Raw genomic sequence first — 1,455 nt, 5'->3', positions numbered from 1 at the left:
AGGACGAGGCCAAGGAGCTGCGCGAGGACCTGCGGACCCTGCGCGAGGACCTGGAGCGTCGCGAGGCCCGCCTCGCCGAGCGCGAGCAGCGGCTCGACGCCGAGGTGCGGCGCCTGGAGGAGTGGTCCGGGCGGCTGGACGAGGCCAGGAAGGCCCTGGAGGCCGGCAAGGAGGAGCTCGCGACGCTGGAGGAGGAGCGGCGGGCCGTCCTGGAGCGGACCGCCGGGCTGACCGCCGAGCAGGCCAAGGCCGAGCTGGTCGCGGCGATCGAGAACCAGGCCAAGCGGGAGGCCGTGCCGCTCACCCGGGAGATCGAGAACGCGGCGCGCGCGGAGGGCGACAAGCGCGCCCGCAAGATCGTCACGCTGGCGATCCAGCGCGTCGCGGCCGAGCAGACCGCCGAGTCGGTGGTCAGCGTCCTGCACCTGCCCGGGGACGAGATGAAGGGCCGGATCATCGGGCGCGAGGGCCGCAACATCCGCGCCTTCGAGTCCACCACCGGCGTCAACCTGATCATCGACGACACCCCGGAGGCGGTGCTGCTGAGCTGCTTCGACCCGGTGCGCCGGGAGGTGGCGCGGCTGACGCTGGAGAAGCTGGTGCTGGACGGCCGCATCCATCCGTCCCGCATCGAGGAGGTGTACGAGCGCAGCCGGTCGGACGTGGAGCAGCTGTGCGTGCGGTCCGGCGAGGACGCGCTGGTCGAGCTCGGCATCACCGAGATGCACCCGGAGCTGATCGCGCTGCTCGGGCAGTTGCGGTACCGCACGTCCTACGGGCAGAACGTGCTGAAGCACCTGGTCGAGTCGGCGCACCTCGCCGGGATCATGGCGCACGAGCTGCGGCTCCCGGCGGACGTGGTGAAGCGCGGGACGCTGCTGCACGACATCGGCAAGGCCCTCACGCACGAGGTCGAGGGCAGCCACGCGCTGATCGGCGCGGAGATCGCCCGCCGCTACGGCGAGCACGAGGACGTCGTGCACGCCATCGAGGCCCACCACAACGAGGTCGAAGTGCGGACGGTCGAGGCGGTCATCACCCAGGCGGCGGACGCGATCAGCGGCGGCCGTCCGGGCGCGCGCCGCGAGTCGCTGGAGGCCTACGTCAAGCGGCTGGAGCGGCTGGAGCAGATCGCCCGGGAGAAGCACGAGGGCGTGGACAAGGTGTTCGCCATGCAGGCGGGCCGCGAGATCCGCGTGATGGTGCGGCCCGATTCGGTGGACGACATCCAGGCGCAGGTCATCGCGCGCGACATCGCCAAGCAGGTGGAGGACGAGCTGACCTATCCCGGCCAGATCCGGGTGACGGTCGTCCGCGAGTCCCGCGCCACCGAGTTCGCCCGCTGACCCGGCGCCGCTGACCCGCGTCGCCGCGCCGGCGACGCCGCTCAGCGACCGACCCCGGCCCGGGCGGGTGGGCACTCCCAACCGGCCGGGCCGGGGGCGCGGCCCCACC

Annotated in this window: 1 protein-coding gene; it reads left to right on the top strand. The window is 73.1% G+C overall.

Going from position 1 to position 1,455, the window contains the following annotated elements; translation table 11 throughout:
• Window positions 1-1,346, top strand: a 1,346-nt coding sequence (gene rny / locus AB0J52_RS40415; RefSeq protein WP_500188497.1) for a ribonuclease Y, incomplete at its 5' end; no start/stop codon positions are given.
• Window positions 1,347-1,455: the final 109 nt, after the last annotated feature.

It is taken from the genome of Spirillospora sp. NPDC049652, assembly GCF_040675125.1.
Taxonomy (GTDB): Bacteria; Actinomycetota; Actinomycetes; order Streptosporangiales; family Streptosporangiaceae; genus Spirillospora.
Note: the sequence above shows the minus strand (reverse complement) of the source record. Positions and strands in the feature narration are given on the sequence as shown.